Genomic DNA, 25144 nt, shown 5'->3' on the forward strand with positions numbered 1-25144 from the left:
GACGGCGCGGGGCGCGGATTGCTAAGGGGCGCGCCCACCCGCCCCTTAGCCCGTCCGCGTGCGGAAACGCCGCTGAAACTGCCGGAAGCGTGGCGGGCGGAACCCCTCCGGTGTCACGCACTGCCCTGACGGGCGGAACCCTCCGGTGCCGCGCACAGCCCTGCCCTGACGGGCGGAACCCTTCAGTGCCCCGCGCTGCTTAGCACCCAGCCCAAAAACAAAAAAGCCTCCGGCTGGAGGCTTTTGTCTTACTTACCGGCGACACCCGCCGCTGCATAGCGTTTTACGACAACATCTGAATGGCCAGCGCATAGAGGCGCTGATGCTCATCGTCACTGACTGGCTCTTCTTCCGCATAACAGGCGATCATTGAGCTGACTTTATCAGAGGATAAAGCTTCTCCATGAAGGTGCAGCGTTAATACGGCGCGGCCGACGATTTTCAGAATGTCTTCGCTATGTCCCTGGAGACTTTGACTCAATGAAATTGACCTCTGAAGTAAATTCGTTCGCCAAATGGCGCGCCCAATATAGATCAGAACAACAAGGGTTTTTAATCAGAATTTCCTTATGCTGGGTAATATATAAGCCTGACCCGGGGAAAACTTATCTTAAGTTACCGCGGAAAAACGATCTAAAAGCGTTAATCTCCTTATTTACTGAATCTTTTTTAAACGACAAAGGATCGTTCCGGATAACAACTTATTAAAACTTTGCAACAATAATCACCATTATGCGGGACAGGGTTGTGTTCTCTCTCCGGCCGTATGCATCAGGCGAATTACCGTTGCTGCCTGCGTGGCTTTCTGCCAGACTGGCCGCGTTATCTTCCCTCCTATCTGAGACATCTTTGTGACTGCTTTTTCAACCCTGACGCAACTGCCCGCCAGCCAGCTCGACAACCTGCGCGACATGGGCTTTGATGCGATGACGCCTATCCAGGCAGCGTCGCTTCCCGCCATACTTGCCGGCCGCGATGTGCGTGCGCAGGCGAAGACCGGCAGCGGCAAAACCGCTGCGTTCGGTATCGGCCTGCTTAATCGTATCGACAACAGCCAGTTTCATACGCAGGCGCTGATCCTCTGCCCGACGCGTGAACTGGCTGAGCAGGTCAGCAATGTGCTGCGTCAGCTGGCACGTTTTACGCGCAATATTAAAATCCTCACGCTGTGCGGCGGCCAGCCGATGAGCGCACAGCGCGATTCGCTGGTGCATGCTCCGCACATCGTCGTCGGCACGCCAGGCCGCCTGCTGGATCACCTTAAGCGCGACAACCTCGATCTCAGCCAGCTGCAGACGCTGGTGCTCGACGAAGCCGACCGCATGCTGGAGATGGGTTTCCGCGACGATATGGAAGCGATTATTGGCTTCACGCCCGCCGCACGGCAGACGCTGCTTTTCTCCGCCACCTGGCCTGACATCATTGCCAGCCTGAGCCAGCGCTTTCAGCGCGACGCGCTGGCGGTTGCAACGGAAACCGAAGCGGAGCTGCCTGCGATTGAACAGCAGTTTATCGAAGCGAGCGCAGGCGAGCGCGTTAACCTGCTGTGCGCTCTGCTGAGTCAGCACCAGCCCGCCTCCTGCGTGGTGTTCTGCAATACCAAACGCGAGTGCGATGATATTGCCGCCGCGCTGAACGAGCGCGATATCAGCGCGCTGGCGCTGCACGGCGATCTGGAGCAGCGCGATCGTGAGCGCGTGCTGATCCGCTTTGCTAACGGCAGCAGCCGCGTCCTGATCGCGACCGACGTGGCCGCACGCGGTCTGGATATCAAATCGCTGGCGCTGGTCGTCAATCTTGAACTGGCCTGGGATCCGGAAGTGCATCTGCACCGCATTGGCCGCACCGGGCGCGCGGGCGAAAAAGGAGTCGCGGTGAGCTTTGTGGCTCCTGACGGCATGGCTCGCGCCCATGCGCTGGAGGATTACCTGCAGCAGAAGCTTAACTGGGTGGCGGCCGCTACCTTAAAAGGCAGAGCGGCACAGGCGCTTCCTGCGGCCATGATGACGCTCTGTATCGATGGCGGGCGCAAAGCAAAAATGCGTCCGGGTGATATCCTGGGCGCGCTGACCGGTGAAGCGGGCTTCAGTGCCGATCAGATCGGTAAAATTGACCTGACGCCGTCGCACGCCTATGTCGCGATTGCGGCAGCGCAGGCGAAAAAAGCGCTGATCCGGCTCAAAGAGGGCAAGATCAAAGGAAAAAGCGTGCGCGCGATTCTTCTGAAATAGTATGGCTATAGCGTGAGGGCGATCGCGCCCTTGCGCTAAATTTCTCCTTCTCCCTTCATTTTTCGCACGCCCTGCCGATAAGTTAATCATGGCACTTCCGCCCTCTCCCTGCTCCGCCCAGATTCTGCCCCGAGGCCATGATGGATAATTTTCAGAAAGAGATCGACGAACGCGCAAACCTGGCGCTGTCCAACAAATTTGAACTGCTGCTGTTTCGCCTGGGTTCCGATCGGCTGAAAGGCAAATCTGAGCTGTATGGCATCAACGTGTTCAAGCTACGCGAAATTGTGCCGATGCCGGCCATCACGCGCGCCGCTGGTATGAACTCACCGCTACTTGGTATGGCCAGTATCCGGGGGCAGTTTATTCCGGTCATCGACCTGCCGGCCGTAACCGGCTGCAAACCCGAAACCGGTCTGAATCTGCTGCTGGTTACCGAATATGCGCGCAGTACCCAGGCGTTCGCGGTGGAGTCGGTAGAGAATATTGTGCGTCTCGACTGGAGCCAGGTGCATACCGCAGAAGCGGGGATCAGCAGCCGCAATATCACCAGTATCGCCTGCCTTGACAGCAATGGTGAGAGCAATAACCTTGCTCTGGTACTCGACGTAGAGCAGATCCTCTATGACATCATTCCTTCGGTGCGCGGCGTTGAACCTGACGCTAAGACCGCGAAAAACTTTAATCTGAAGCCCGGCGCAGTCGCTATCGTGGCGGAAGATTCTAAAGTGGCTCGTCAGCTGCTCGAACAGGGGCTGAAGAGCATGGGTATTCCGGCCCTGATGCACAATACCGGCCTGGAAGCGTGGATAAAAATCAATGAAATGAAGAAAGAAGCGCAGGCCAGCGGCGAATCGATTCACGATAAAATCGCCCTGGTTCTGACCGATCTGGAGATGCCGGAGATGGATGGCTTCACGCTGACGCGTAATATCAAGCGTGATGATGCGCTGCGTCATATTCCGGTCGTCATTCACTCTTCACTTTCCGGCAGCGCCAACGAGGATCACGTTCGCAAAGTGGGCGCCGATGGTTATGTGGCAAAATTCGAGATCAATGAGCTCTCCAGTGCCATTTTTAGCGTGCTGGAAAAACAGCGCTGAATCCGCCCTGTTTCCCCCTTCCCCTTGAGGCGCGACTATCGCGCCTTTTTTATTGTGGTTATTCCTCCCGCCCCGAAACAGTACCGCTTATTCATCACTATTTAGTATTGCTAACCGATCTTCGCTGCCGCGCGCAAAAATTAAAGTAAATATATTAGTTACCGATAACTGTTGCGCCTGCGCCGGAGTTTTCGGGGATAGCCTGCGCAGACAGATTTCTCTTTTTCTTTTAAAAACAGTCTATCGCAGCAGATTACCCACCTGCTGACGCATCCTATTACTGTCTGATTTCTGGCAAACAGGGAGAACCAATGTTGAGCATCAAGAATATGAAAGTCGGGGTACGCCTGGGCATCGCCTTTGGCCTGGTCGTGGCCCTGTTAATGGTGGTGGGCGTTACGTCGTGGCTTAAAATCAGCAATATCAAAACCGGTATTACCTCTATTGTAGAAGATCGTTTTGTTAAGGTTCGCCTCGGCTTTGACGTGCGCGATGGCGTTAATGATCAGATCAAATATCTGCGCGGTATCGTGATTGATACCACCCGACCGGAAAATAATGTTAAACGCTTTGCTCAGCTCGCGGATGCAACGGCGCAAACCAACAGCGCCATGAAAAAAATTGAGGCCATCCAGGTCACGCCGATAGGCAAAAAGAAAATTGCCGGATTACTTGCCGCCAGCAAGCTGTTTGAACAGCAAAAAAATGAGGTGCTGGCGCTGGTGCGGGATGGCAAGACAGAGGAAGCCAGCAACTACGTGCTGAAAAAGATTACTCAGACGCAAAACACCTTTTTGCTCAGCGCGGCCGCTTTTGCTGACTCTCAGGCCAGCCAGCTCCATCAGGAAGGGGTCGGCATCATTGAGGATGGCACCACGGCGATTCAGGTTTCCGTAATTTTCACGGCTATCGCCATCGCTGCCGCCGTGCTGCTGGGTCTGCTGCTGACCCGCTCTATCGTGCGTCCGCTAAATGAGGCCGTCACCGTGGCCAGCAAAGTGGCCGCCGGCGATCTCAGTTCGCGCATAACGGTACGCAGTAAAGATGAAACCGGCGTGCTGATGCAGGCGCTGCAGACCATGAACGACAATCTGATTACCATCGTCTCTAACGTGCGCGCCGGCTCCGATACCATCGCCGTTGCCTCTAATCAGATCTCCAGCGGCAATATCGATCTCTCTTCGCGCACCGAGCAGCAGGCGAGCTCGCTGGAAGAGACCGCTTCCGCGATGGAGCAGATGACCGCGACCGTGAAGCACAACGCCGACAACGCGCGCGAAGCGAACTCGCTGGTATCAAAAACCTCTGAGGTGGCTAAAGAGGGTGGCGTGGTGATGGAGCAGGTTATCGATAAAATGGAGGCGATTGCTTACTCCTCGAAGAAGATCGTCGATATTATCAGCGTCATCGACTCTATCGCTTTCCAGACCAATATTCTGTCGCTCAACGCCGCCGTTGAGGCAGCGCGTGCCGGTGAACAGGGACGCGGCTTTGCCGTGGTGGCATCGGAAGTGCGTAATCTGGCCCAGCGCTCCGCCTCCGCCGCTAAAGAGATCAAAGTTCTGATTGAAGATTCGGTGGCAAAAGTCGATGAAGGCAGCCGCCTGGTGACGCACGCCGGCTCTACCATAGGTGAAGTCGTCAGCAGCGTGCAGAGCGTGGCTGAGATCATGAGTGAAATTACGATTGCCAGCAGCGAGCAGAGCAGCGGCATTGGTGAAATTAATCAGGCTATTACGCAGATGGAAGCGGTGACGCAGCAGAATGCCTCGCTGGTGCAGGAGGCATCCGCCGCCTCACAGGCGCTGCAGGAGCAGGCCGATCGGCTGGCGCAGTCGATGAGCGTGTTTAAAACCGCGCTGGCGTAATGCCCACGCCCGGGCCGCCGGTGACGGCGACCCGGCTGTGGTCAGTTGAACAGCGACCAGGCGACAGAAGAGATCGCCAGCAGTCCGATAATTACCACAAAGAGGTTGCTGATTTTCCCGCTGTACTGGCGCATGGCCGGCACTTTCTGAATCGCATACATCGGCATCAAAAACAGGATCGCCGCGATAACCGGCCCGCCCAGCGTTTCAATCATGCCAAGAATACTGGGGTTCAGCGTGGCCACCAGCCAGGTGGTCAGCAGCATAAACAGCGTGGTCAGCCGGTTCAGCTTCTGCGGCGCGATCGCTTTACCGCGGCTGCGCAGCGATTTGGTGACGATGCCGTTAAAACCTTCGCGCGCCCCCAGATAGTGCCCCAGAAACGATTTCGTGATCGCGACCATCGCGACAATCGGCCCCAGCCAGGCGATCATCGGCACCTGAAAATGGTTAGCCAGATAAGAAAGAATGGTGATGTTCTGCGCTTTCGCTGCCTGCAGATCGGCTGGCGACAGGCTCAGCACGCAGCTGAACACAAAAAACATCACCGTAGCCACCATCATCAGATGCGCACTGGCCAGTATGCGCGAGCAGCGTTTTTCCGCACCGGCGCCATATTCGTCGCGTTTTGCGACGGCAAACGACGAGATAATCGGCGAATGGTTAAATGAAAAAACCATTACCGGAATCGCCAGCCACAGCGTCATCCAGAGATTGCCGCTGCCCGTTGCCTCGCTAAACGACAGCGTTTGCAGCGCGGCGCCGTGCCAGTGCGGAACCAGCCAGGCGGCCAGCAGCATCAGGACGGCAACAAACGGAAAGACCAGAATACTCATCGCCTTCACGATCATCTGCTCGCCAAAGCGCACGATAACCATCATCCCGCTGATCAGCAGCAGCGACAGCAGCGCGCGCGGCGGCGACACCAGGCCAAGCTGATGCACCATAAAACTGTCTACGGTATTGGTGATGGCCACGCTGTACATCAGCAGAATGGGATAGATAGCAAAAAAGTAGAGCAGCGTGATGATCTTACCCGCCCCGCTGCCAAAGTGTTCTTCCACCACGTCAGTGATATCTTCACCCGGATTTTTACCCGAGAGGACGAAACGGGTCAGCGCGCGGTGCGCATAGAAGGTCATCGGGAATGCCAGCAGGGCCATGATCAGCAGCGGCAGCAGCCCGCCGGCGCCGGCGTTAATCGGCAGAAACAGCACTCCGGCACCGATCGCCGTACCATACAGACCCAGCATCCACACCGTGTCACTCTTGCTCCAGCCCCTGGCCGCTCTGGCGGTTGCCAGCGTGCTGGTTTGTGAGTTGTTCATCACTCTCTCCAGAATCATCATTATTGCAGCCGGTTTCCGGCTCTCTGTTCACGGTCAGCCGCTGCGGGCTGCCGTTCAACCGCGCTCATGCTATACGTTTTTGTCACCGTGCGGGGGGCACAACGCAAGATACGCGTCACAAAAGCAGCAAAAATGCGCAGGCTGGTAAATTTATGCTTTAAAAATGCACAAAACCGGCGCGCAATCGATTGCCTGACGTTATTTGACCTGAGTCACAAAAATTGTGCAAGTGAAGTAAACAACCGAAGGGTAAAAGCAGCGGTCTCTCCCGGCTGCTGCCCTCCTCTGCCAGAGACAGAGATCGGAGGGCAACGCCGGGAGAATCAGGGATCAGAATGCGCGCATTCTGTATAACGCATAGAGGAAATAGTACGCTGTGAGTGAGTTAAGATTCATAATCATGTACTTCAGTTTTTCATTTTTATTCAGCAGCGTGAAGATACCTTTTGAGTATTTTCCGCGCTTTATCTGTTCTATTTCTGTTGCGATATCTGCCGGTGAAAAGGAAGCGTGATACATGGCAGTGACAATCTGCATATCCAGCGCCAGCACGCGCTTTGAGATCCCTTTCAGAAAGTGGTCCAGTTCGCTGGCCTGATATTTATCGACGATGGTGTCATACAGCGCGGTCAGCGACTGCTTACGCACCTTTAATTCACTGTACTGCACCTTCTGCTTGGAGAGCGATCCGCTGGTATCTTCATAGTGATAAGCCGCGTTAGGCGTAATCAGGAAGTTACTGATGCAGCTGAAATATTTCAGGTTAAACAGCAGATCTTCACTCATTGAGATCCCCTCCAGAAAGCGCAGGTTCAGGGATTCAATAATCTCCCGGCGGTAGCATTTATTATGCAGATAGCCGATGTTGTCGCTGATCTCCAGCTCGCCCAGCACATAAGGGATATCGTGCTGGCTGAAAAAGCCCGCCTGCGACACCTTGCCAATGCGATCGTCATTCAGGTGGCCGACCATCAGGTCTACGGTTTCAGCCGGCCAGGCGTTGAGATTCTGCTTGAAACTCATCAGGAAATTGTCATCAACCCAGTCGTCGGCGTCCAGGAAGAGCACGTAGTCGCCGCGCGCCTTTAACAGCCCGGTATTGCGCGCAGCGCTGACGCCGGCGTTGATCTGCTCCAGCACGGTTATCTGCGGATAGCTGGCAAACTCAGACAGAATCTGCGCGCTGTCGTCGCGGCTGCCGTCGTTAACCACCACCACTTCATAACTGCTGAACGTCTGGTTCAAAACGCTCAGCAGCGTGCGCCGGATGGTATTTTGTGAGTTATAAACGGGAATGATGATACTGAAGAGCGGATTGTCATTCATGATAAACTCTCTTTACTGTCTGAGGTTTTGTAATCGCTAAATAACTGCCATAGCTTCCTGGGGTTGAAAAAAACCTGGTGGATCCGCGCCACGGGTTGCGCGGTGAAAAAATAATTAAGCAGGGAGAAGGAGACGAATTCGGTAATCACCACGCTCAGTGCAGCACCGGTCAGGCCGTAATGCGGCACCAGCAGCAGCGAAGAGATCAGGCAAATAACCAGTACCGCAAAGGTCTTTTTGATCAGAAAGCGATAGCCGTTGTATTTCACAATGAAGCGGTCCATCACGCTGCTCAGCACACCGCACATTGCACCCACGCTCAGCAGCAGCGTCGGGGCTACCGCATCCAGATAGGCAGCGCCGTAAAAGTGACCAATAAACCAGCCTGACAGCAGCCAGATCGCCATAATTACCAGCGCAGAGACGCCAATCACCAGCAGATGCAGCTGCTGCGCTTTGACGATCGCCCGATCGCGGTTGCGCTCGGCAAAGAAAGCGGGATAAAACGATGCCAGCAGTGCGGCCGGTAAAAATACCCACGCCGTGGAGAGCGTCAGCGCCACAGAGAAAATGCCCGCCTCTTTTACGCCGAGGAAGTAAGAGACGCTTACCTGGTTGACGCGCGTATAGATGCCGACCGCAATGGCCGAGATAACCAGCGACATGCCTGATGCCACCATATAGCGCGAATATTGCTTCAGCTGACGCAGCGCCGGCAGCGGTTCATGGCGGTGCTGGCGCGTAAACAGCGCGAGCTTAATGACAAAGGGAATAAAGGTGGCGAGCACAATCGGGATCGCCAGGTAGCGCGGATCGAGCTCCAGCCAGGAGATAAGGAACCGCACCGAGAGGCTGATCGCCAGCCCGATAACGTTAGCGATCACATTGAGACGGGCATTGAGCATCGCCTCGTTGTAGATGTTAACCAGATCGAGCGCCGAGAAAAGGCAGGCCAGCGCAGCGGCACAGATAAAGACTACCGCGTCCGGGCTCCACTCCGCCTTCATGATCAGCATGCCGCTAATCGCCAGGACGCTGTAGACGCCCAGCACCAGCAGGCCTGCAGCCATCATCAGACGAATACCCGAACGGTGGTTCTGCGCAATGCGCTTCAGCAATATGACATCGCTGCCCATTACCGCGATGCTCTGCAAAAACTGAAAAATCAGCATTGAGAGTGAGATAATGCCGAAGGTGGTCGGGCCGACATATTTGGCGACGTAAGAGGTCACAAAAATCAGGCCAAAAACGGCGATCAGCTTTTCAGCGATCATCCACATTGAGTTTCTGAGTTTCTCTTTCATTCCGGCTCCCCTTACGCTTTACGCGCCAGGCGGCGCAGCTGTGAAACGCCGCGCGGGCTGACAAAAAAGAGGGTGAAATAGAGACTCCAGGGATTCAGCATCGGGCCGGAAGAGAGATAGGCGCGGAAACTGCGGCGATAAAGCGCGATATAATCCTCAATAAAGGCGCCGCTGAATTCACGGCTGTTCAGCCCCTTGCTGATGTAGGAAGAGGTGACCTTGAGCACGAGATGGTAGTAGTAGCGATGGTGCTGCCGGGTCATAAACGCCTTCATCCGGCCAAACGAACGCGCAAAGGAGAAGTGCTTTTCACGCAGCGCCGAACGGGTGGCGGAGTTGTCTGACTTCACGTAGTGGTAGACCACGCGTTCGGTGGCGATGACCTGCTGGTTCTGCAGCAGATAGAGGTAATTCATCACAAACAGCAGATCTTCGAAGTTGAAGATCTCCTCGTTAAAACGCAGCTGATGCTGCCGGATAACGTCCGCGCGAAATACCTTGTCGCAGATGCCGTGACGGGGATGGAAATAGAGCACGTCGTTGACCGCTGCCGCCGCGCTCATCTGCCGCGATGCGTCACGGTTGGCTGGCTGATCCAGCGGCTCACCGGCTGGCGTAAAATGCTGCGACTCGCCGATACACATGCCGATATTTTCCTGCATCAGCCCTACCCAGGTGGCAAAGGCGTCGTGCGGCAGAAAGTCATCCGCGTCTAAAAAACAGATAAATTTACCGCGTGCGCTGCGCAGCCCCTGATTCCGTGCCGCAGAGACGCCCATATTGGACTGTTCAATGATGTGGAACTGCGGATGGTGCGCAAACCGCTCAAGAATGGCCTGTGACGTATCCGTTGAGCCATCATTGATAAAAATCGCTTCAAAGCGCATTTCCGTCTGCTGCAGCAGACTATTAATGCTTCTTTCCAGATAAGCAGCCGCGTTATACACCGGCACAATGACGCTCAGTAACACGTCGTTTACGGGATTTTGCATGAGACCTCAGAACTCGTTTTGTCAGTATTAATAAGGCGAACGCAGCGGCGTTAAAGATTGCCGTTCAGATAAAGCGCGTGCTTTATGGCATATTCCTGCGTCCGGCTTAACTGTATTCCGGATTTTTTTCGGAGTTTCCTCAGTAAGGAAATCCGCTAATTAAATAAACGAACACTCAAAGTAATAATAAGAATTTCGCCAGCGCTGCACGCCAGAACTATTTATTATTCGTTTGTAAATGCATACCGCTGACGACGCCCGGCTGCCTGCGATTCACCTCGCAATCTGGCTGGATGGCGGGCAAATAATAGCGGCTTTAGCATCAGCTTCAGCTGGGTATCATTCTTTATCAATAAGTTATCCGCGTCCGGCCTGCCGCGCTCTGCGGCGCGACGTCGCGCAAATCGTTTTACCGACTTTTCAGCGGCCTTAACGTAACGTGTGGCAACATTAATGATATGTGCTGTGCGCCCTGCTCTTTTATTATTCCGCTGCGTCTGTTGCACCGCGTGAGAAGCAGGAGGCGTTAATCCAGTATGGCTATCGCAGCCATACTGCAATGGGCTTCAGGCCCTTAAAATGCGATCTGTTTCAAAACTTTAAACGGCATTCTCTCTGCTGAACAAGCCAGGGTCAATGGGGAGGCCAGGAAAACAGAATTTACGCAGCAAATCGGCCATTAATTAAAATGCAGATTGATTAGCTTTAATAAAGGAATATTACGCTGACTGATAAGATAAACGCGTAAGGGTCACCAGGATTAATATCAGTAAAAAAAGATCGCGATTCCGCTGTAAATCACAGCACCGCAGCGCTACAGCGACTTAGGCCAAATAATGGTTAAAATAAAATCACTTTCTGCCGATAACGCTATCAACAGCACAACCGGTGAGTTAGTAAATGATTTCCCTGCAAACCAACCTTTTTGCCCTTAATGCGGTGCAGAACACAAACAAAAGCCAGTCAGCGCTGGGAACAGCGATACGTAATCTCTCTTCCGGAATGCGTATCAACAGCGCAAGTGATGATGCGGCAGGACAGGCCATAGCAAACCGGATGCAGAGTCAGCAGCGCGGTTTGCAGCAGGCGCAGCGTAACGCAGGCGATGGGCTGTCGCTGGTAAATACCACTGCTGGCGCTCTGGATGAGATCAATAATCGCGTTCAGCGTATCCGGCAGCTGGCGGTACAGGGACTGAACGGTACCCTTTCGCAGAGTGACGCCGATTCCATTCAGGGAGAGATTAACCTTAACCTGAAAGAGATCGATCGTCTGAACAGTACGGCTGCGTTTAATGGCATCAAAACGCTCGATGGCAGCGCCGGACAAATCGGTTTCCAGGTTGGTGCCAACGATCGTGAAAAGATTATGCTGGACCTTTCCGCGCCGGGCTTTAGCGTTGGCGCGCTGGGATTGAAAGATCTGGTGATCGGTGGCATCAGCGGCAAAGTGACGCCGGTTAACCGCGTGACCGGCCTTGCCACCAATATGAATTTCACCAATCCGGCTATTACTGTGACCTATACGCCTTCGTCAGGCGCGCCGCAGTTGATGCGCAGCAGCGCGGATAACCGGCAGTATGTGCAGAGCACCGGCGCTGACGGCAAGCCGGTATACTATCTGGCGGCGGTAAGCGCCCGCTGGGACACCGCTAATGCCGCCGGAACGGTGGCCATCAGCCGCGCCACATCCACCCCGCTCTATAGCAGCGTAAACACTATAGCGGCGCGTGCTATTCCGGCAGTTAATTTTCAGCAATCAGATGGCACTGCGCTTGCCGCTACGCCCGCCGCGCATCTCACCGTTGATAACGGCAGCTATTATGTTGAGCAAGGCGGTCTCTATCACGCTGCCACGCTGGACTTTGGCAGCAGCGGAAATGTTATCGCGCAGGTCACCAGCGCCCCGACCAAAAGCAGTGCCGATTTTGCTACGCTACCGGCTGCTGTAACGCAAACGCCCGCTATTGATACCAGCAGCGCCACGCTCAGCTTTACGGATGCCAGCGGAAATAGCCTGAGTAATGCGCGATTGCTGCAGAGCGGTTCACAGTACGTGATGGAAGTTGATAACGGCGGCGGTAATTTTCAATATTTCAACGCAGCGGTGGCCGCGCATACTGACGAGACCGGCAGCAGTTCCCTGGCTATCAGCGCTGTCAGCAGCAGTGCTATCAACAGTTTTAGCAGCGTAAACAGCGTAACCGGTACGGCTTACGTCACGCTGGACCCGGCAAACGTTGAGTTGCGCTATACCGATGTTTCAGGCCAGAGCGCCAGCGACGTGCTGCGGCTGGACGGTGACGGCAACTACTATATGGATGCGCCGGATATCGGCATTGATAAAACAGCGACCTTTGTGACTCACGACAGCAGCGGCAGTATCATGCTGAAAACGCTGCAGGGCACCGGTGATATTCAGATCTATTTTCAGGCGGGCATCTCTTCAACCACTGATGCCTCAACCAATCTGACGACGATGCGTGTTTCAGAGATGGGCGATGAGATCCGCCTGAAGCATCCGGACGATCCGCTGGCAACGCTGGATCGCGCCCTGGCGCTGATTGACAGCCGGCGCAGCCAGCTGGGTGCGATTGCCAACCGGCTGGAGTCGGCGCAGCGGCTGCAGAGCCAGAGCACAACCGATTACGCAGCAGCCCGCTCGCGTATTGAAGACGCTGACTATGCGCAGGAAGTGTCAGCGATGGCGCGTCAGCAAATTCTGCAGCAGGCCGGTAACTCCGTGCTGGCAAAGGCGCAGCAGGAACCGCAGCAGGTGCTTAAGCTGCTGCAGGGGTAAGAGGTAAGGGGCAACCGCCCCTTTTACTCGTCAGCCGGGGCGATACTGATAATATCGAACTTCGCCACGCCATCTACGCCGGTACCGGGAGTTTTCATCATCGCAAGATCCTGCAGCACCGCTTCATGCGCCTCTTCATCTGAAGGCTCATTTTCGCTCTCCAGTATCACCTCTTCGCGCTTTTTAACGTCGCCATCCTGATGTTCATAGGTCACTTTGTATCGGGTACTCATTGTGCATTCTCCTTTTCGGGGGGAACGCTAAGTCTGGTCAACGGATAGGAATACGTCCAGCCGGCGTCTGCCTGAGGCTGTCTTATGCAGATGCTGAAAGGAGCAGGAGAAAATGATCGATAAGAGATGGAATTAACTGGTGCCGGAAACAGGAGTCGAACCTGCGACCTTCGCATTACGAATGCGTAAATTGATCTAATAAAATCAATACCTATCGAATTTAAATGGATTTTTTGCCACAATATCGCCACAGTTCGTTAGGAATCAGGTTGAAATGGCGACTATACGCAAACGTGGTAACTACCAATGGGAAGCTCAGATCCGTAAACGTGGTTTTCCCTCCCAAACCAAAACCTTTAACACCAAAGTGGAAGCAGAGGCATGGGCCAAAATGATCGAGTCAGAAATGGCGAGAGGTGTTTGGCTCAGCCGGAGCGAAGCGGAATCTACAACACTGTATGAAACCCTAACGCGCTATGAAAAAGAGATTGTTCCCGGCAAAAAAGGAGCAGTGCAAGATCACTCCCTAGTGCGGATACTAAAAGGTACTCAGCTGGCGAAAAACTATATGGCCAGCATCAGGAGCGCTGATGTCGCCAAACTCAGGGATGAATGGTTGAAAATCTATGCTTCTGCAACCGTTTTAAGGCGTTTGGCGTTACTTTCTCACGTATTCAACGTTTCGCGTAAAGAATGGGGCATGGAAAGCCTGCTTAACCCTGTAGAAGCCATTCGCAAACCCCAACCCAAGAACGCCAGAACTAGGCGCCTGGAAACGCAGCCAGTACTTTCAGAGAAAACCGGTGTTACGTCAGGAAAAGAAATAGCTAACGAGATCGAACATATTATCGCCGCAACACATTCCGTAGTATTGCCAGCAATCATTCTTCTGGCGTTAGAGACAGCCATGCGCCGTAGCGAGATCGCAGAACTACGCTGGCGCTTTATCGACCTTGAGAAGCGAGTTGCACATTTACCAGATACTAAGAATGGGAATGCCCGCGATGTCCCCTTATCAACGAAAGCAATAAAAATGCTCTCCAATCTCAAGGAACACGCTAAACTTGGGACTGACAAGGTTTTCAATATGCGTGCGGACGCGATAACTCAAGCTTTTGACCGAGCTGTAAAGCGAGCCCGAGAAAGGTATGTAGAAACTAATCCACACTGTGATGACACTTTCCTAAAAGATCTGAGATTTCATGACCTGCGGCATGAAGCCACTTCACGACTTGCGGTAATCTTCCCCATGCATGAGTTGACAAAAATAACGGGACATAAAGACCCCAGGATGCTTATGCGCTATTATCATCCAAAGGCTGAAGATTTGGCAAAAAAATTAGACTAACAACCTAAGAGAAAAAAATGCAATTTTTGAAAGATTTAATCTCTAGTATGTATAAACACATTGACACCAGAATAAATAGTCCAATCTTAGGTACATTGAGTGCTATATTTGTAATTTTATACTGGGATAAATTCACATTGCTATTTTGGGGAACTGGAACAATCGACTCCAGAGTCACTCAATTTAAATCATTCTTAACTGGGATTACCACTTCAGAATATTTATTGATAGCATTTCTGATACTAGCATATTTATTTTTATTACCCTTAGTAAATTATCTTACTGGTTTAATTCAAGGTGAGATAGAACACATAAGATATTGTTCTAGCATTAATCAAAAAGTAAAAAAAGAGAAAGAAAGAGCACGGCTTATTAACTCAAAATATAAGGCTGAGCATGAGAGTGAAATTGCAGCTCAAGAAATCATCGAAGAAATAGCATTTAGCAATGAAAAAATCGAACAACAAAAAACACTAACTGAAGATATAAAGGAACGCGCTAAAGCATCCTCGGCAATTATTAAAGCGATGTACGAAAAATCTCAGAAAATGAAAATTGAACTGGAGACTTCTATCAAAGAAAAACAAGCAGCAGAAATCAAACTCTCACGAGAGGCTATGAGCAGAGAGAGAGAAAAAATGAGCTATGACAAACTGAAATATCAAATCGAGGAAAAAAAGAAAATATCACAACTTTCTTCAGCCTTCTATTTAATTAATAAACTTGACTTAATACTTACTGCTGATTCAATTAAAATATCGCTTTCGGGTTTAGGCGCAGTAATCGCTAGTGTTTTTGGATACACATCTTTTACAAAATTACTCGAAGATGAAAATTTCAACACAGATTCTTTAGAGGCGATTGATTATATAATTTACTCAGAAAGTTTAATAACGGATATTAAATCAATAATCGAAGACGAAAATATTGATGAAGATACTGACAGCTACACTTTATTTGAACATTTACAGAATATATTCGAAGAGGATCTCAATATAAAAATCCTTACAAAAGATGAGGTCAGTGAAAAAATACGTGACAATCTTGAGGAAAATGGTATGTACGACTTGATTCATTGTGATGAAGTAAGTGGTAGCATAGCAGAAACTAACGCTTACTTTGAATATGTAGAAAACCTGCAAATTATAGACAGCGAACTCACTGATGAATCGTTTAAAGTCAAGTTCGAGTGCATCCTTTCAGGAACCACTCATGAAGACAAGCCTTATTGCGGTGAAGAAATTGATGTCTCCTTTACAAATAAAAGTAAAATCATACTAGGCAAGTTTGCTATAGGAGAAGCAGAAATTGAAGAGATTGGGAGTTCTGTGAAAGACTATCATGAAGAAGATGATTACGAACCTCAAGAAATCAGTAGTACAGTTAATGAAAAAAAATACGATAATGAGTTTTGAATAAATGAATTCAATATATGATAAGCGTACTAAAGCTTTCAAGAAAGCGGAGGCGAGTTTATATTTATCAAACAAAGATCCGCGAGGGTTACCATACTATGAACTAATAAAGAGCAAGGTCATTAATGGAGAATTGACTTATGAAGAAGCTAGACTTGAGGTATTTAACTATTACACTGGAAAATCAAAATAAAAGAAAGGCTAACCTTTGTTAGCCTCTTTCTAATTACTAATAATTAAACCTATAATCATTTATTGCTTTCTTTAGCTTTTCAATTTGTTTGGACGCATCTTCTGAATCATAAATTCCGGTAGCAAAATAATAGTCTTCAATGCACAGAATATTTATCAAGGGATCATAGAGTTTTTTTACAAATTCATTATTTTTGTCGGAAAAAAGGATTTTTAGCCCTTCCAAAACTAAGCTATTATAATCAACCATTATCCACCTCCTTACAGGTGTTTAGTGGAAGCGTCAGTTAACGTTACCGCGCTAACTGACGCGCCTAAATCAAGATTTTTTACTGCCAGTAAAACTATCACCCTCAAACTCATCCTGTTCGTGGTTACTCTGACGATCGGCTGTGTGTTTACGTATTTGATTCGCTATTTCCCCACCAACAGTCTGTTGTGTTCGGATAGAATTAGCACTTCCCTTCATCATCTGATACTCCGATGCTCCATTAGACAGCCCGCTCGCCATGTGAGAAGCCATGCGGCCAGCTCGTGAGAATGATGAAGCAAACCCCTGGCTTCCTCCGCTGACGCTACCTGTATTGCTCCCTGCAGAAGAACCACCGGAACCGCCTGATGGTTGTCCTCCAGAAGTATCTACGGAACCGGTATCTTCCCCGCCGCCAAATCCTCTACCTAAACCACCTTTATCACCAGAACCAGATTCTTCGGCCATCGCCGCTTGTGCAGATTCAAATGCTGCTTTTAGAGCGGAAGCACCACCACTGACTTGAGCTGTAGCGCTCATTGCCATTGCCCCAGCGCCACTGATTGCAGTAGTAGCAGCGCCAGTAATCATACCTGCTCCAAAACCACCGATCCCTTGTAAGGACGCTCCTCCAACAACGCCTGATAACAACAACGGTAATTTATTCGTCAATACTAAAAGAATAATTGACGCCAGAAGTAAAACAATAAGACTATTAAGATCAGGAATATCATTTTTAATAATAGAAAAATACTGATCTATAAATGATTGCCCAATCCCAATGATTAATGTCATTGTAAATAACTGAATACCAATCGATAATACTGTGCGTAAGTAATTTATTGCTATATCAGAAGTCCATTTCGAGCCACCAAACCCAAGCAAAATAAGTCCTGCATAACACAACACCCATGCAGAAACTAACATTATTAGCATATTTATCGCGATAAGCGCCATTACTACTAATACTATTATCGCGACGGTTATCATTATGGTCGAAATCATTGGAGACCAAATTGATGCCGCTGAACTGACCTTTGTTAATATCACAAAAGCTATATCAACTATGCTGGAGGGTGAAATACCAGTACTTGTTCCTAAAGCATTTGCTGCAAGTTGTCTCATTGAGTTAATTATAGATTGTGCTATGGCTGGGCCGTTGATTAAAAGATAATAAAAAAAACCAATCACGGCAAAAAAACGAACTATTTCTGCAAGTGCATTGATTAAACCTTCCCCTTGCATCGCCAACATACCAAATGTCCAAACCATACTGATTAATACCAGCCCCCAGAAGAGCCAATTCGCATAATCACCAATTACTAATGACCATGTGCTGGCTACTTGCTGAAACTTATCTAATAACGTATCAAGTAATCCGCTACTATCTAATTGACCAGCATAAGCATTTACAGAAAATAAAAAAATCATTCCCAAAAAAGTGAGTTTGCTTACTATTCTCATAATTACCATTCTCGCTTAGGGCTAGGATTGTTATTACTGCGCAGGGCACATTTATCGTAGCTATGTTCGTTCAATTTATTCTCTGGCGTCGATAAACAATCTTCATCTTTTTTATCACAAGAGCATAGAATCAATGGAATGATTAGAATAAAAATGACCAAAAGTTTATTTTTCATTCAGCTATCCCTCACTAAATTCGCTTCGGGCTTGGTGTGTTCTCGCCAGCTAACGCTTTTTCATCAGCGACTATTTGTTGGGCCTCTTTATCGGCCTGAGCCAGCGCCAGTGTTGCTGCAGCGTTTTGTTGAGCTACCAGAAGCGAGCGGATTTGCAGCAGCTGGTTTGTTTGAGCACTGGCAAGCTGGTTAGCGGCCTGAATAGCTTCCATTTGCCCTTGCGCGCCGGTTGCCTGAGTTTGCAAATCTGTCAGGTTATCAGCATCGCTTTGCAGTGTTTCCTGCTGTTGATCGAGAGCCTTAAACACGGCGTCGTTCGCCTTTTTACGTGCCTCAGAGTTGTTCTGTTCAGCTTTACGCAGTGCGCTAATTTCATCCGCAGTACATTCAACATTACTGTTAAAGCACGCCGACGATCTGTAATAGTTAATATCCTGATAACGTTTCAGATATGAATCGAGACTCCCGGCCTGATTTTTGTAGTAATTAAGAGTGTCCTGCGCCTGCAATAATTTGTTGATGGTCGAATTGGCCTGATCCCAGATATATGCCGCAGGTGCGACTGTATTTTTCAGCATGTTTTCATACTGCTGCAGCTGCGTCTGGTACTGCTGGATCTGTTTAGCCACAGCCTGAACGTTATTGACTGCGCTGATTGTGGTCTGCACCACATTAGTACCATCGATGACAGGGATACCGGCTGTCGCCGGTAATGCCATGATGGATGCCAGGAAGGAAGCTGCTAAAGATTTTTAGCTGCTAAAATCCCTCTCAGTGATGAAAATACTAAGAGCATTAACTTCATTTGCCCACCTTAATTTTAACTGATTATTGATATTGAAAACTCGTACTTTTAACAGATACAGATAGTTAGGAAGCCATAAATTTATTTATCCAAGATTCTATCCATAATATTTCTTAGTTCTTGTCTGGTTGATTCTATTTTAGCAAGCAACGTTTTTATTAATGAGGGTGAAAAATCAACTGTGCGTGGATCGTTAGCTAACCACAGTTTAAGTAACCCACCAAGTCGACCAAGATCAGCATTTACTCGGCTAAGCTCTACAACCTGATCAATATCTACAATCGACTCAACCTGATAACCCATTGCTACTTTACGAATGAAACTCGCTACACTTAAGCCAGATGCTTCTGCATTTTCCTGGATTTGCGCTTTTTCATCTGGCAAACAATAAACTTTAATTGGTGTACTATTTTTTCTAGTCTGAGAAACGGTCATATCATTCTCCATACAGCCGGTAGCCGATCAGCCTCGCAGAGCAGGACTCCATCGAGCAGCCCAGCTGCGAATAAGGGAAGGTAAAGTAGAAGCACCGTTTACGGTGGGCCTACTTTACATGTCCTGCCCTACATTTGCCGTTGTGAATCTGTGTATGTATTGTGTATTCCTGTGTACTCAGTGTGTTTTCCTAAAGCATTTGTGCAGGATTAGTCATGTAAAAGTGTGCAGCATATGTGTTTATTGAAAGGAAACTTATTTGAATACCCCAAGGAATATTTTTATTCTTGCGGCTTGAGCTTTGGTGGTCTGCCACGTTTCCTTTGAGACTTATTTATCTCTTTCGATATATCATCATTCTCTTTCTTTGACTCAACGGATTTATCTATCCAGTCCTTGACATCTTCTTTACGCCAGAGAAGGCGTTTATTACCTGGAAGACGGCACCTTGGTGGTAGACATTTTGGATTTCGCGTTGCATCACTGCGTATACTTTTTACGGTTTTCTTTAACGCAAAAGCCAACTCTTCAACGGTTATAAGTTCTGGCATAACTGATTTCATCGAAGAACCTATCTCTCAGTAAAAATTAGAGGATTTTAGCTGCTAAAATTTTAGCTGCTAAAATTTGCAAACCAACGTTATGAATTGAGAATAATTAAAAATTACTGGCAAAAATAATTATGTCAACAGAGTTTTTTATTCAGTGGGTTCTTATTCTGCAGGGAATTTGTTTTTTTGGGCGTTTTTTGAACGACGCTAAGGTTTTAATAATCCTTTTAATCTTTTTGGTTATATATAGGGTTAAAGATCTGGTTAGAGGGGTGTGCAAAAATCAATTAACGCAATGATTATTAAGAGGAAAAATATCCAAATGCGCCCCTCATATGTCATAAAGTAGCCCCTCAAGTGTCATGAAATTGCCCCTCATATGTCAATAAACACTACTTCATATGTCAATAATATAGAAAATAAAGAAACAGGTTATGCACAATATTATTAACATAATCTGTGGATAAATACACAGCTTATACATGATAAATCTAAATTGTTTAGCTAAACTAAATAGCAACAAATAAAATGAAACAAAATGTAAACAGCAAGGAAAGGTAGATGATTTAGAAATTTGGTTAGCTAACCTTTATAACAAACACTGTTGGTAAATGTTTCATTTCTGACAACGGATATATCGAATTTTAGTAAGAAAAATACTTCAACTAACCTTACTCTCTGATTTGTTTAGCTAAACAAATTACTACATGGAATCCTATGACGTTTGAAAAAAAGGGGGAGATATGAAGACGATAAATGCTGCACCTTCAACTGTCGGCGAGATTTTATACGAAGAATTCTTGAAACCATTGGATATGCCTCCCGCAAGACTTGCTGAACTGATGGATACGACATATGAAAAAATTTGGGAAATAATTAAAAATGAGCGAAATATAACGCTTGAAGAAGCTACTCAACTCTCGATAATTTTCAACACAGATGCATCTTTTTGGATGAAATTGCAAGAGCTACATGAGACATGGTTTAATAAACAAAAGTAAGGGCATTCAATTAGATTACTTAAACCTAATGCATAATTTTCTTTGAAAAATACACATGCATTACTAGCGACTTATTAAAATACGATAACACTCGGACAACTGAGGGTTAAAAAATCGAATCCTAGATGATGGGCCCCAGTCCTGACCGGACAAATCATTTTAGCAGTGGTACAGGCGACACTGAAAGTCGATATAAATAAGCCCGATTGGTAAGATCGGGCTTATTTTTGGGGACTCTGGCTTGCATAGAACATCCTACATCAGACGTTAAGATCTTACATCTAATTACCCGAAAATACTAATGGATACGTAGTTGCATTTGACCTGACCGCCCATTTGAATTTACCCTTATGACCTTTGCAGATTACTCGATCATCGCCAATAAAATCCGACCACTCAAATTCGGGAACGTAAGGATATAGGTCTTAAATCTGAAAGACTTATATGTGCAGACGTTGCTTACATAATGTTATGTTCGTTTATGGGAAGCAAGTCACTTAGATCGCGATTAATCTAATTAATTGTTGAAAGAGGTTATTAGCCACGTCACAAAAATCAAGATAACATGGCTAAAGATTATCATTTAAACATTAATTGGCAACTGGTTGGATAATTGATTTTTGATCCAGTTAGTCGCGTCAAGTGCTCTAATTCCATCTGAGTGGACGGAGTTGTTTCCATCTAAAGAGCGGATGGTGACAATAATATTCACATCTAAAGGATTCGGAAGTACTGGTTCATTTGCCCTTAGCATCACTTTAGCCTGTAGACCCCAAACATCTCCAGAAATACCATTCGGGAATCGCTGTCTGTGGATTTTAACAGGCGACCATTTTCCACCATGTTCAATTTGGGCTGATTCATAACCGCTACTTCCTTTTTCTCCTTCCATAGGCACTTTGCCTTTCATACTTTCCCCATCCAGTACGCCAAAGCTTAGTTCGACATTGGCTCTAACATATTCACTACCAGCATTAGGATCTAAAGGCGGGTTATAGGAGGCGGTGATAATTATTTCACCCTTGAATTTTCCATCCTGAATAAGACATTGTGGAATAGGATAATTTGATTTCCTCCATTTCATATTCGGAATTAAAGATGCCTGAAAAACCAAAGTGAAGCTATCATCACTATCATATAATGATTCCAAAACACCTTGTGGTCTTCCTGCACCATAATAACGTCTTTCCGTTGCGTCATATTTAGGTGAGTTAAGTTGCGCAGCATGTATAATCAAAGCCTTTACAAGGCTTGGAGAAACTGAAATATTGGGATTGCCTTCTAGTGAACGCCAAGTATTTGCAGCCATACTAGAAATAATAGGAGCTGAAAAACTAGTCCCAAAACCACCATATACTCTATTGTCTGGACCTATGACATTTAAGCTTGTATTGCCAGAGCACCATGCTTGGTGCACACCTCCACCAAGATGAACGACATCTGGTTTTGGTGTAAAGACAGGCCCAGGTCCTCTACGAGAATATGGCGTTGGTTCACCGACTTTAACGTAAGAGTCATGAGTCTCTAAATGTGCTATAGAACCAACAGTTAAACTCCGAACTGATTCTGAGGGGGAGGATAATAAATCTGGATATGTACCATTTACTGGCCATCTACGAACTGATAGAGGTGGGTTGTAATTGTAAGGAATGTAATTCCCTGATGCAACAACAAATAAAACACCATATTGATCGCTAAGATGGTCTAATTCGATGGCAAAGTCACTAAACTCTTCGTTTTTATAGGAGCCTCCACCTAGTGACAAATTCCAAACCTTTATATCTGGTCTTTTCGCAATTGCTGCTTTAAGCCTTTCAGTTAGCAGGGCGGTATCACTTCCTGCAGATTCTAAAGCACAGACATTATAAATTCTAGATTGGCTATCAGGAAGCCAACTGTGGTTGTTATTTATTTTCCTTGAATTTATTATCAAAGAAGAAACCATTGTTCCGTGTTCATAATCAGTTTCAGGAGGCAATACGTATAAATCATTTCCCACTATCCAGGGTGACAAAGCTGTTGCTGCGTTACTGACCCCAGTATCAAATACAGCAACAATCGGCAAACCATTTACAGGTGGAGGAAGGATCTCACTATTTCCTTGAGCATTCAGATAATCAGTTTGTTCTGGAATTACAATCGGCACTGGATAGGCAGATTTAACTCCAGGAAACTTGAGAAGTTTATCAATAGAAACTATATCATTTGTACTTAACTCTTTAATATTGAAAATAAAGCTATTTCTTGGCTGAATTATTTCATCGTACATCAACCCCTCTTCATCTAAGATTTCTCGGAAAGCATCTATATTTTTTTGATTAGCATCATCACCATTATATCTAAATAGACGCACATAAATACTTTTCATGCGTACAAGTTCATCTGAAGAAAGTGATGTTTTTCGTTCAGCTGTCCATGGCTCAATTGACTCGATTGCGCTTAGGTTGTTTTTTATAGCTTTAGTCTGCCTGTTCAGTATAGCAGTCTTAAGACTTCTATAACTCGCAGAGTGTGCAGCAACGAGCATTTCATTTATTTTCCCGTGCCCAGCAATTTCAAGATTGCCATCACTTGCTAATGTCATTGGTCTATGAGATTTAGCAATAGCTTCATCTCGAATCTTGAAAACTAAAGTTTTAAGTAATTCTGGATAATCCCTTGATTCTTCAGATAATGCCTCAAAAGATGAGTCTAGCTCATTTGCTAACTTCACTCGGTAATTTTCATCTACATTAACAAATAACTTCCCACCCCCACCCTTCGTTTCTACCCCAGTAAGATCTCGTGGGTTGTAAGGAATGTGGAAGAACGGGTTTCTCCTTTTAGATACTCTGTTTACCATGATAATTATTTTCCTTAACAATGTTTCCTATCCCGCGAACAGATAGGTTATATAGTTTAGATAATACTCTCAGTGAAAACTTTTTTTCGTCCCAACTTCTCAACCATCTAATTTCATCTTCTTTACTCTTCAAGGAAATATTTTTATCCTGAGCTATTGTAAATGCGATTTTTTTAAGGAGTAATATCTCGTCAACATTATTATTATTTGAAAGTATCGCCTTCCTTTTACAATCAAGTGAAATTTGCTCAACAGTTGAGCCAGTCACTCCCAATGATTTCTTTGCAATGTAATTTATATCTACATCTTTGCTGATGAATTGACCAAGCTTGTCTCTCCATATTTCAGTCAAAATATTTTCATCTGGTGTATACATCGGTAACTTAAATGAGAACCGCCTCCAAATTGCTGGATCTAAAAGATTCTCATGGTTAGTCGCAGCAATCACAATCACATTTTCGGGAAGAGAATCAATATTCTGTAATAATGCGATAACGATCCTTTGTAACTCACCGATATCCCTTTCATTCCCGCGGGCTGATGCGAGCGCATCAAATTCATCTAAAAAAAGCACACAAGGGACTGTCGAGGAATATTCAAATACTTTTCTAAGATTTTTACTTGTCTGCCCTAGAAGGCTGCTAACTAATGTATCGCAACGCACAGTTAACATTCGTAACGATAAACGGGCTGCAATGTGTCTGGCAAGTCTTGTCTTACCTGTTCCGGGTTTTCCAAATAATATTATTCTATTTGGAAGTGCCGCATTGAACTTATATAATTTATCATAATTATCAATATTTGCTATGAAATCATCGATTACCTCAGTAGCACTCTCTGACAAAATAATCTTGTCTTCATGTAATGTTGGAATGCTGACGTCAACAGTATTTAATCTGCTATCATTGTCCACTGGTAAATCATTAAATGAAAAGCCACCATCACCTTTTTGAGCGCTAACCAGAGCAGTGGGCATTTTATTCAATTTATCACGAATCATTTTCGCGTATCGGGCTTCTCCCCTCTCATCGAGTTTGTCAGCTAGAAGGCCAGCATAATTATTAGACATTGACGCGTTTGCCTTCAATGCCCCTTCTAAAATTTTCAGAACTTCAGATATATATTCCACTTAGCACTACCTTTTACAATCGCAGCATGAGTCACATTTTACCGTAATTGTATCGCAATTTTGGTGTGTTGTAGCGTTTTTTTGACGAATCGTTTCGATCTAGGAGGTTTTGTCGAGGGTGAGGTTTCATATAGTTAGTCTGCTCTATTTTCCTTAGGGAAGGCTTAAGCGCTTAAAGCTACTGATTTTTGTTGACCTAACAACTATGATTAACCTATTGAATTTAAGAAAAAATCATAAGTGCGGTTAATATGTTAGAGCGGATTTGTAGTATAAGACGTGCTTTCAGTTATTGCTTTTAAGACCACAGGAAAGCTCAGCAGCTTGACGC

The 25144-nt window shown here is 47.2% G+C and carries 19 protein-coding genes and 1 pseudogene; 7 read left to right on the forward strand and 13 right to left on the reverse strand.

Translation table 11 applies throughout. The features are described from left to right. Positions 1–283: 283 nt before the first annotated feature. A complete protein-coding gene (locus tag F3I15_RS15695; protein ID WP_150018551.1) occupies positions 284–481 on the reverse strand; it encodes a hypothetical protein in 198 nt (65 codons plus the stop codon). Positions 482–851: 370 nt separating this feature from the next. On the opposite strand from F3I15_RS15695, the gene dbpA reads away from it, so the two are divergent. From dbpA to F3I15_RS15710, 3 genes are all read left to right on the forward strand, one after another. Next, positions 852–2231 carry an ATP-dependent RNA helicase DbpA gene (dbpA, locus tag F3I15_RS15700; RefSeq protein WP_150018552.1) on the forward strand — a complete coding sequence of 460 codons (1380 nt, stop codon included), beginning with the start codon at positions 852–854 and terminating at the stop codon, positions 2229–2231. A gap of 140 nt (positions 2232–2371) precedes the next feature. Continuing rightward, positions 2372–3334, forward strand: a complete 963-nt coding sequence (locus F3I15_RS15705; RefSeq protein WP_150018601.1) for a chemotaxis protein — start codon at positions 2372–2374, stop codon at positions 3332–3334. A gap of 311 nt (positions 3335–3645) precedes the next feature. Beyond that, positions 3646–5202 carry a methyl-accepting chemotaxis protein gene (locus F3I15_RS15710; RefSeq protein WP_150018553.1) on the forward strand — a complete coding sequence of 519 codons (1557 nt, stop codon included), beginning with the start codon at positions 3646–3648 and terminating at the stop codon, positions 5200–5202. A gap of 41 nt (positions 5203–5243) precedes the next feature. Here F3I15_RS15710 and F3I15_RS15715 read toward each other — a convergent pair whose 3' ends face one another. The 4 genes from F3I15_RS15715 to F3I15_RS15730 form a co-directional block, all read right to left on the reverse strand. Next, positions 5244–6530: an HAAAP family serine/threonine permease gene (locus F3I15_RS15715; RefSeq protein ID WP_150018554.1), complete on the reverse strand. Its 1287-nt coding sequence runs from the start codon at positions 6528–6530 to the stop codon at positions 5244–5246. A gap of 351 nt (positions 6531–6881) precedes the next feature. After that, positions 6882–7877 carry a glycosyltransferase family A protein gene (locus tag F3I15_RS15720; protein WP_150018555.1) on the reverse strand — a complete coding sequence of 332 codons (996 nt, stop codon included), beginning with the start codon at positions 7875–7877 and terminating at the stop codon, positions 6882–6884. Then, positions 7874–9181 carry a flippase gene (locus F3I15_RS15725; RefSeq protein WP_150018556.1) on the reverse strand — a complete coding sequence of 436 codons (1308 nt, stop codon included), beginning with the start codon at positions 9179–9181 and terminating at the stop codon, positions 7874–7876. Before F3I15_RS15725 ends, F3I15_RS15720 begins: the two co-directional genes overlap by 4 nt. An 11-nt stretch (positions 9182–9192) precedes the next feature. Next, positions 9193–10173, reverse strand: coding sequence for a glycosyltransferase family 2 protein (locus tag F3I15_RS15730; RefSeq protein WP_150018557.1), 981 nt, complete (start codon positions 10171–10173; stop codon positions 9193–9195). Positions 10174–11073: 900 nt separating this feature from the next. Between F3I15_RS15730 and F3I15_RS15735 the strand changes: the two genes are divergently transcribed. Then, entirely contained in the window at positions 11074–12972 is a 1899-nt protein-coding gene (locus tag F3I15_RS15735; RefSeq protein ID WP_150018558.1) for a flagellin, read from the forward strand. 23 nt (positions 12973–12995) lie between these two features. On the opposite strand, the gene F3I15_RS15740 is transcribed toward F3I15_RS15735, so the two are convergent. Then, entirely contained in the window at positions 12996–13205 is a 210-nt protein-coding gene (locus tag F3I15_RS15740; RefSeq protein ID WP_039382899.1) for a hypothetical protein, read from the reverse strand. A 274-nt stretch (positions 13206–13479) separates the two neighbouring features. Here F3I15_RS15740 and F3I15_RS15745 point away from each other — a divergent pair, with 274 nt between their 5' ends. Together F3I15_RS15745 and F3I15_RS15750 are read left to right on the forward strand one after the other, a co-directional pair. Then, positions 13480–14553 carry a site-specific integrase gene (locus F3I15_RS15745; protein ID WP_150018559.1) on the forward strand — a complete coding sequence of 358 codons (1074 nt, stop codon included), beginning with the start codon at positions 13480–13482 and terminating at the stop codon, positions 14551–14553. Between the two features lie 17 nt (positions 14554–14570). Then, positions 14571–15968, forward strand: coding sequence for a hypothetical protein (locus F3I15_RS15750; RefSeq protein ID WP_150018560.1), 1398 nt, complete (start codon positions 14571–14573; stop codon positions 15966–15968). Positions 15969–16197: 229 nt separating this feature from the next. On the opposite strand, the gene F3I15_RS15760 is transcribed toward F3I15_RS15750, so the two are convergent. The 5 genes and pseudogenes from F3I15_RS15760 to F3I15_RS15780 form a co-directional block, all read right to left on the reverse strand. Further along, on the reverse strand, positions 16198–16410 hold the full coding sequence (locus F3I15_RS15760; RefSeq protein WP_024046447.1) for a hypothetical protein: 213 nt from the start codon (positions 16408–16410) through the stop codon (positions 16198–16200). 69 nt (positions 16411–16479) lie between these two features. Next, positions 16480–17874: a P-type conjugative transfer protein TrbL gene (gene trbL, locus F3I15_RS15765; protein WP_150018602.1), complete on the reverse strand. Its 1395-nt coding sequence runs from the start codon at positions 17872–17874 to the stop codon at positions 16480–16482. 190 nt (positions 17875–18064) lie between these two features. Beyond that, positions 18065–18855 (reverse strand): annotated as a pseudogene (trbJ, locus tag F3I15_RS15770) (P-type conjugative transfer protein TrbJ). A gap of 81 nt (positions 18856–18936) precedes the next feature. Then, positions 18937–19290 carry a conjugal transfer transcriptional regulator TraJ gene (traJ, locus tag F3I15_RS15775; RefSeq protein ID WP_000218773.1) on the reverse strand — a complete coding sequence of 118 codons (354 nt, stop codon included), beginning with the start codon at positions 19288–19290 and terminating at the stop codon, positions 18937–18939. A gap of 281 nt (positions 19291–19571) precedes the next feature. Beyond that, complete coding sequence (locus F3I15_RS15780) at positions 19572–19853, reverse strand: hypothetical protein (RefSeq protein WP_150018561.1); 282 nt, start codon at positions 19851–19853, stop codon at positions 19572–19574. Between the two features lie 731 nt (positions 19854–20584). Between F3I15_RS15780 and F3I15_RS15785 the strand changes: the two genes are divergently transcribed. After that, positions 20585–20842: a HigA family addiction module antitoxin gene (locus tag F3I15_RS15785; RefSeq protein WP_150018562.1), complete on the forward strand. Its 258-nt coding sequence runs from the start codon at positions 20585–20587 to the stop codon at positions 20840–20842. A 583-nt stretch (positions 20843–21425) separates the two neighbouring features. Here the strand turns inward: F3I15_RS15785 and iteS are convergent. Next, positions 21426–23684 carry a S8 family anti-phage peptidase IteS gene (iteS, locus tag F3I15_RS15790; protein ID WP_150018563.1) on the reverse strand — a complete coding sequence of 753 codons (2259 nt, stop codon included), beginning with the start codon at positions 23682–23684 and terminating at the stop codon, positions 21426–21428. Next, the gene (gene iteA, locus F3I15_RS15795; protein WP_223810723.1) at positions 23665–24813 is read right to left on the reverse strand and encodes an anti-phage ATPase IteA; all 1149 of its coding nucleotides are present in this window, start codon (positions 24811–24813) and stop codon (positions 23665–23667) included. Before iteA ends, iteS begins: the two co-directional genes overlap by 20 nt. Positions 24814–25144: the final 331 nt, after the last annotated feature.

It is taken from the genome of Pantoea sp. M_9, from assembly GCF_008631385.1.
GTDB classification, from domain to species: domain Bacteria; phylum Pseudomonadota; class Gammaproteobacteria; order Enterobacterales; family Enterobacteriaceae; genus Pantoea; species Pantoea eucrina.

Coding starts and splice junctions, on each gene's coding strand:
- F3I15_RS15705 (WP_150018601.1), top strand. CDS start 2,372: ATGGATAATTTTCAGAAAGAGATCGACGAACGCGCAAACCTGGCGCTG.
- F3I15_RS15710 (WP_150018553.1), top strand. CDS start 3,646: ATGTTGAGCATCAAGAATATGAAAGTCGGGGTACGCCTGGGCATCGCC.
- F3I15_RS15715 (WP_150018554.1), bottom strand. CDS start 6,530: ATGAACAACTCACAAACCAGCACGCTGGCAACCGCCAGAGCGGCCAGG.
- F3I15_RS15720 (WP_150018555.1), bottom strand. CDS start 7,877: ATGAATGACAATCCGCTCTTCAGTATCATCATTCCCGTTTATAACTCA.
- F3I15_RS15725 (WP_150018556.1), bottom strand. CDS start 9,181: ATGAAAGAGAAACTCAGAAACTCAATGTGGATGATCGCTGAAAAGCTG.
- F3I15_RS15730 (WP_150018557.1), bottom strand. CDS start 10,173: ATGCAAAATCCCGTAAACGACGTGTTACTGAGCGTCATTGTGCCGGTG.
- F3I15_RS15735 (WP_150018558.1), top strand. CDS start 11,074: ATGATTTCCCTGCAAACCAACCTTTTTGCCCTTAATGCGGTGCAGAAC.
- F3I15_RS15740 (WP_039382899.1), bottom strand. CDS start 13,205: ATGAGTACCCGATACAAAGTGACCTATGAACATCAGGATGGCGACGTT.
- F3I15_RS15745 (WP_150018559.1), top strand. CDS start 13,480: ATGGCGACTATACGCAAACGTGGTAACTACCAATGGGAAGCTCAGATC.
- F3I15_RS15750 (WP_150018560.1), top strand. CDS start 14,571: ATGCAATTTTTGAAAGATTTAATCTCTAGTATGTATAAACACATTGAC.
- F3I15_RS15760 (WP_024046447.1), bottom strand. CDS start 16,410: ATGGTTGATTATAATAGCTTAGTTTTGGAAGGGCTAAAAATCCTTTTT.
- trbL (WP_150018602.1), bottom strand. CDS start 17,874: ATGAGAATAGTAAGCAAACTCACTTTTTTGGGAATGATTTTTTTATTT.
- traJ (WP_000218773.1), bottom strand. CDS start 19,290: ATGACCGTTTCTCAGACTAGAAAAAATAGTACACCAATTAAAGTTTAT.
- F3I15_RS15780 (WP_150018561.1), bottom strand. CDS start 19,853: ATGAAATCAGTTATGCCAGAACTTATAACCGTTGAAGAGTTGGCTTTT.
- F3I15_RS15785 (WP_150018562.1), top strand. CDS start 20,585: ATGAAGACGATAAATGCTGCACCTTCAACTGTCGGCGAGATTTTATAC.
- iteS (WP_150018563.1), bottom strand. CDS start 23,684: ATGGTAAACAGAGTATCTAAAAGGAGAAACCCGTTCTTCCACATTCCT.